Origin of the sequence: Bacillus sp. JJ722, assembly GCF_036963345.1 — a bacterium.
Taxonomy (GTDB): domain Bacteria; phylum Bacillota; class Bacilli; order Bacillales; family DSM-1321; genus Bacillus_AD.
On record NZ_JBALMO010000353.1, the window covers coordinates 1 to 5,665 of the forward strand.

The 5,665-nt window shown below is 32.5% G+C and carries 7 protein-coding genes; 6 read left to right on the forward strand and 1 reads right to left on the reverse strand.

Annotated elements, in window-relative coordinates:
- Positions 1–167: 167 nt before the first annotated feature.
- Together V7014_RS25940 and V7014_RS25945 are read left to right on the forward strand one after the other, a co-directional pair.
- On the forward strand, positions 168–770 hold the full coding sequence (locus V7014_RS25940; protein ID WP_335511808.1) for a TetR/AcrR family transcriptional regulator: 603 nt from the start codon (positions 168–170) through the stop codon (positions 768–770).
- A gap of 166 nt (positions 771–936) precedes the next feature.
- A complete protein-coding gene (locus V7014_RS25945; RefSeq protein ID WP_335511810.1) occupies positions 937–1,374 on the forward strand; it encodes a cytidine deaminase in 438 nt (145 codons plus the stop codon).
- A 157-nt stretch (positions 1,375–1,531) separates the two neighbouring features.
- On the opposite strand, the gene V7014_RS25950 is transcribed toward V7014_RS25945, so the two are convergent.
- A complete protein-coding gene (locus V7014_RS25950) occupies positions 1,532–2,071 on the reverse strand; it encodes a helix-turn-helix domain-containing protein (RefSeq protein ID WP_335511812.1) in 540 nt (179 codons plus the stop codon).
- A 260-nt stretch (positions 2,072–2,331) separates the two neighbouring features.
- Between V7014_RS25950 and V7014_RS25955 the strand changes: the two genes are divergently transcribed.
- The 4 genes from V7014_RS25955 to V7014_RS25970 all read left to right on the forward strand — a co-directional run.
- Entirely contained in the window at positions 2,332–3,111 is a 780-nt protein-coding gene (locus V7014_RS25955) for a DODA-type extradiol aromatic ring-opening family dioxygenase (RefSeq protein ID WP_335511814.1), read from the forward strand.
- A 32-nt stretch (positions 3,112–3,143) separates the two neighbouring features.
- Positions 3,144–3,578, forward strand: coding sequence for a DoxX family protein (locus V7014_RS25960; protein ID WP_335511816.1), 435 nt, complete (start codon positions 3,144–3,146; stop codon positions 3,576–3,578).
- A gap of 125 nt (positions 3,579–3,703) precedes the next feature.
- Positions 3,704–5,215 (forward strand): spore germination protein, encoded by a 1,512-nt coding sequence (locus tag V7014_RS25965; protein ID WP_335511817.1) that lies wholly within the window; start codon positions 3,704–3,706, stop codon positions 5,213–5,215.
- Positions 5,205–5,665 (forward strand): GerAB/ArcD/ProY family transporter (locus V7014_RS25970; RefSeq protein WP_335511819.1); only part of this gene is annotated, 461 nt, incomplete at its 3' end. The genes V7014_RS25965 and V7014_RS25970, both read left to right, overlap by 11 nt.

The following is a 5,665-nucleotide window of genomic DNA, read 5'->3' on the forward strand; positions in this document are numbered from 1 at the left end:
TATCCAATCTATGACTCTCTCCTTTCCTTATAAACGCTTATATTTCATGTGATAATTTGACAAACTACAGTCAAAAACTATAGTCTATATTTTATAGTTATATTTTACCAATGTCAATTATTTTTATAATATAGGTAACTTGTTTAAGTAATAAAGAGGAGAATAATATGTCAAAATTAACGAATAGACAAAAAAAAGCGCAAATAACGAAGCAAAAAATTTTAAATACTGCATTAGAATTATTTAGTGAGAAGGGGTTTGATCATGTTACGATTGATGAAATCGCAAGTGTAAGCGGTACATCTAAGGGTGCTTTTTATGTCCATTTTCAATCGAAGTATGAAATCTTCATTGAAAAATTTAAAGAAATTGATGGTTTTTATACGAGTTTTATGGAAACTTTACCACAAGATTTGGGTGCACATGAAAAGATATTAAGATTAATAGAATCGCAGATGATCTTTTTAAAAGATTCACTAGGGAAAGAATTAATGAGGTCGGTTTATATGAGCGGGCTCATTCCTAATCAAGATAATTACTTTGCTGATACCGACAGAGAACTTTATCAAATCGTCCACAGTATAGTGAAAAAAGGACAAGCATCTGGAGAATTAACATCATCATTGGACTCTAGTGAAATTACAATGCTTATTACACGTACAATGCGAGGAACCTTATACGATTGGCTACTATTTGATTCTGGTTACGATTTATTAAAGGAAAGTAGGAAATTCACAAAAGCACTGTTAGAGGGATTAAGGGGAGAGTAAAGACCAGAAGCTTGATTTGCATTTCATATTATTCTGACAGTATAAAAAAATTTGTGTTTATTACGAAAATAGGCAAAAAAAATATATAATAGTATTCCTATAGATGGTTATAAAAGATAAGAGTATTTTGATATTAATTAAATTTGGGCAGTAAGGAGTAATGAAAATGTGTATAGAACAAAAATTATATGAAGCTGCAATTCAGTTAATTAAAAATAGATACCCAAAAGGATGGGGTGGAGCAGCAGCTATGTATACAGAAAATGATTTAATTTTAACAAGTGTTGCACCAGAAGTTGTTAATGCTTCTACAGAGCTATGTATTGAAACTGGAGCGATTTTAGAAGCACACAAATTAAATACAGCTATTACTCATACAATTTGTGTAGTACGAGATGATGAAAATTCACCGTTTAAAATTTTAACGCCCTGTGGAGTTTGTCAAGAACGTCTAGTATATTGGGGTAAAAATGTTAAAGCAGCTGTAACGAATGATAAGGATGAATTAATTTTTAAAACCCTAGAGGAACTACAACCATTTCATTGGTTAAAAGCGTATCCAGAATATAGTGACATCAAGGAAAAAGAGCTAGATAAAAAATAGATGGGGCTATGTTGTAATAATCGGTTTCTGAATTAAGCAACATTTAAACTTATATAACTTTAGAAGAATTCATATAGAAAAGAATAGGCTATTAGCAAATTGGTAATAGCCTATTCTTCTTAACTGTATTGACCATATCAATAATCCTGATCACTGTTTAAAATATATCCCCAAGTTCAGTATCCGAATAAACAGAAATCAATACAACAGCTTTAGTATCTCCAATATTTTTAACGTAATGTGGTACACTCGCATTCCAACTGAAAGAATCACCTTCTTCGATAATGACAGAATCTTCTCCTTGTTCAGCAAGTACCTTTCCTTCAAGTACTAAATGGCATTCTTCACCTTGGTGTGCATTTGGTTCTCCTATTGATGTTCCTGGTGGAAATTCTACAATCATCATTTTTAACCCTGCTCTAGAAGTTAAATGCTCGACTTTTAAACCATTGTATGAAGTATTTGTTCGAGAGTCTTTTCTAATTACTTTCATATGTTGTTCTTTTTCTAATAATAAATAAGGTAATGGAACTTTTAAATAACTTGCAATTGTTTGCAATGTACTAATGGACGGGGAAGTATTATTGTTTTCGACATTACTAATAAAACCTTTTGATAATCCTGTTGATTCACACATTTGCGCAATCGTTATTTTTTTTCGTTTTCGTATAGCGCGAATTTTAGACCCAATATCCAAATTAACCACCTCAAATGTTTCCTTATAGAAAATATAGTTCTATAATAGCAAAAAAACTATTGACAATCTAACTTTATATTTGTTATCTTTTAAACAACAAATATTCATATTAGAAAACAAAATATGTCGAGTTTCAAGTTTTTATTTTTTGTTTAATAGTTTCTTAATATGAATATTATATTCTTATTTGAAATATTTATTATATCAACATAGGGTGGATACTTTGATGCGAAATAATTTAAAAAAGGGGAGTTAAGAATATGATGCCATCTTATTTTATTGCTCATGGAGCACCGCTTTTAGCAATTGAAAACAATGAGTATACAGAATTTCTTAAGGAGTTAGGTCATTCTTCACCACGACCAAAAGCGATTGTTGTATTTTCTGCTCACTGGGAATCTACAATCCAACATGTAAGTGATATCGATGAATACAATATGATTTATGATTTTGGAGGCTTTCCAGAAGCTTTGTATAACATCCAATATCCGGCCAAAGGAGAAAAGGGTATTTCAAAAGAAATTGAAGAATTATTTGTTAAACAAGGTATACCATTCCAAAGGGAAACTAGTCGAGGTCTGGACCATGGATCGTGGGTAGTTCTCAGAGCGCTTTATCCGAATGCTGAAATTCCTGTTATCGCTATGTCTGTTAATCCAAATCTTTCTCCGGAAGAACAATATAAAATCGGTAAGTCATTGTCATCTCTTAGACAAAAAGACGTCATGATTATTGCAAGTGGAGGTACTGTCCACAATCTTCGTGCGTTGAAGTGGAAAGATAATGGGGAAGTAGAGTCTTGGGCACTTGCCTTCGATGAGTGGTTAGAGAAGCATTTGAAAAATTGGGATACTAAATCGCTCCTCGACTATCATTCATTAGCACCTGAAGCTGATTTGGCTGTTCCTCCATATGGAACAGAACATTTCATACCTATTTTCTACGCTATGGGTGCAGCTGATGACGAGCAAAAGGCAACATTATTACATCGTAGTTATCGCTATGGAAACTTAAGTCATAGCGTTTGGCAATTTGGATGAGATTAATATTAAATTTTGGAGGTTAAAGGAAAATGATTAAAAAATATGAAGTAAGTACACTAATTTTACGAGTGGTATTAGGGATAACTTTCTTGATCCATGGATTAGCAAAATTTCAAGGTGGAATTGAAAATACAGTTGGTTGGTTTGAAAGTATTGGTCTACCAGGGTTTTTAGCATATGGAGCTGGTTTGGTAGAGCTTGTAGGGGGTATTGCATTAATTGTTGGATTAGGTAGTAGATTTGTTTCAGCTTTATTCGCATTGTTAATGATTGGAGCAATTATTAAAGTTAAATTTCAAGCGGGCTTTTTAGGTAATGGGCAAGGGGCAGGTTATGAATTAGATTTAGCATTATTAGCAATGTCGTTAGTAATAATGGTAAATGGTAGCAAAATGTTTGCACTTGATCAATTGATCTTTAATGGTAAAAAGACTAAGAGTGAAAGCAATATTGAAGTTAAATAAATGTAAATCAAAGTACTACTTCTACGCGACGTAGTACTTTTTTGTATAGAAATAATAGTATGTTTTGCATAATTTGCTTATTAATCCACATTATATAATCAACAATTCGGAAAGAGTGATTATGGATGTTCTTTAAGCGAAAGAAAAAAACATTTTTTGTTGAAAATGAATCAAGTGATTATAAGCCAGTTTTTCCTAATCTAGAGGAAAATCTTACATATATAAAAGAAAGTTATAACAACACAGCTGACTTACAAACACGATATTTCCAATATAACAACTTGAATGCTGCAGTCGTTTATATTGATACAATATGTGATTCCGAAATAATAGCAAATGGGCTATTTTTACCTTTAGCAAATCATGACAAGGAACCTTTAGAAAATGTAATAACGATTCCTGATTTGAAGAAATCAAATGATTTAAATAAAGCTGTAGACATGATTAACAAAGGAATAAGCGTTGTGATCATTGATAAGGAAAAAGAGATCTTTTTAATAAATGCTTCTAAATCAACAAATCGTTCTCCTGATGAACCAGACAGTGAAAAGGTAGTTAGAGGATCACATGAAGGGTTTGTAGAAACCCTCGGTGTAAATATAAATCTGGTTAGAAAAAGAATAAAAAGTCGTCAATTAACGATTAAATATAAAGAAATGGGAGTAGAGGACAAGACCAGGGTTGCTTTACTTTATATGAATGATTTAGTAGACCCAAACTTACTTAAGGAAGTAGAAAAAAGACTAGATTATGTTTCTACCGATATGGTTTTTACTCCAGGGTTTTTAGAAGAGTTTATTGAAGATAAGCCTTTTTCTCCTTTTCCACATACTTTGTATACGGAGCGACCTGATCGTGGAATGGCTCATTTACTTGATGCTAGGATTATGCTCATGGTTGATGGGTGCTCAGAAGCATTGATTCTACCGATAACATTTTTTGCTTTTTTTCAATCTCCAGATGACTATAGTTCGAGAGTGTTCACTGCGACGATTTATCGTTTATTAAGAATGATTAGTTTCGTCATTTCAATTAGTTTTCCTGCTATTTATATTGCAACAATCGCTTTTCATTTTGAAATTATTCCAAATGAAATTGTAATTTTAGTGAAGAATTCCGTAGAGGGAATCCCGTTCCCACCATTAGTTGAAGCTATTATTATGGGTATCACGATTGAATTTATTCGTGAAGCAGGCGTTCGCTTACCAACTCCAATTGGTCAAACCATTGGTATTGTTGGAGGATTAATTATTGGAGACGCTGTCATTAAAGCCGGATTAATTTCTAATATTATGGTTATTATTATCGCAATCACGGCTATTTCATCTTTTACGATTCCATCTTACGAGATGAGTAATTCACTTCGGTCACTAGCTTATCCTTTTATGATTGCAGCTGCGACATTAGGGTTTGTGGGACTTATTTTTTCAACGATGTTTGTAGTAATGCATCTATGTAAATTAGAATCGTATGGGAAGCCGTATCTTGCACCGGTTGCACCAATACATGTAACGAATTTGAAAGATACTATGATTCGCTTTCCAAATTGGCTGTTCCGCAAACGTTCTTTAGATGCTAACCCTAAGAAAGTAAAAAGGCAAAATAAAAATAGAGGGTGGGATAATAATGACAGCTAGGGAACAAATAAGTAAGACCCAATTCTTTAATATAATTATTCAATCACAAATAGGTATAGCAATTTTAACATTGCCGTACCAAAGCTATCAATCAGCAAAGTATAATGGTTGGCTCTCTGTATTATTAGCTGGAATAATTATTGAAGTCATCATTTTACTTATTTGGCTTCTTGCAAGAAAATTTCCATCACTACATTTTTTTGAAGTTATAAATTTATTGCTAGGGAAGAAAATAGGTGGTGCTGTATGTCTTCTATATGTGATCTACTTTATTATTGTAAGTGGTATTGTATTGTCATTATATAGCAATATTGTTTCTGAATGGTTATTGCCGTATACCCCGCAATGGATTACTAAGGTCCTAATGGTTAGTATCGGTATTTATGTGGCTAAGGATAGCCTACAAAACATCAGTCGTTTTTTTGTTCTTTGCACATTGGTATTATTATT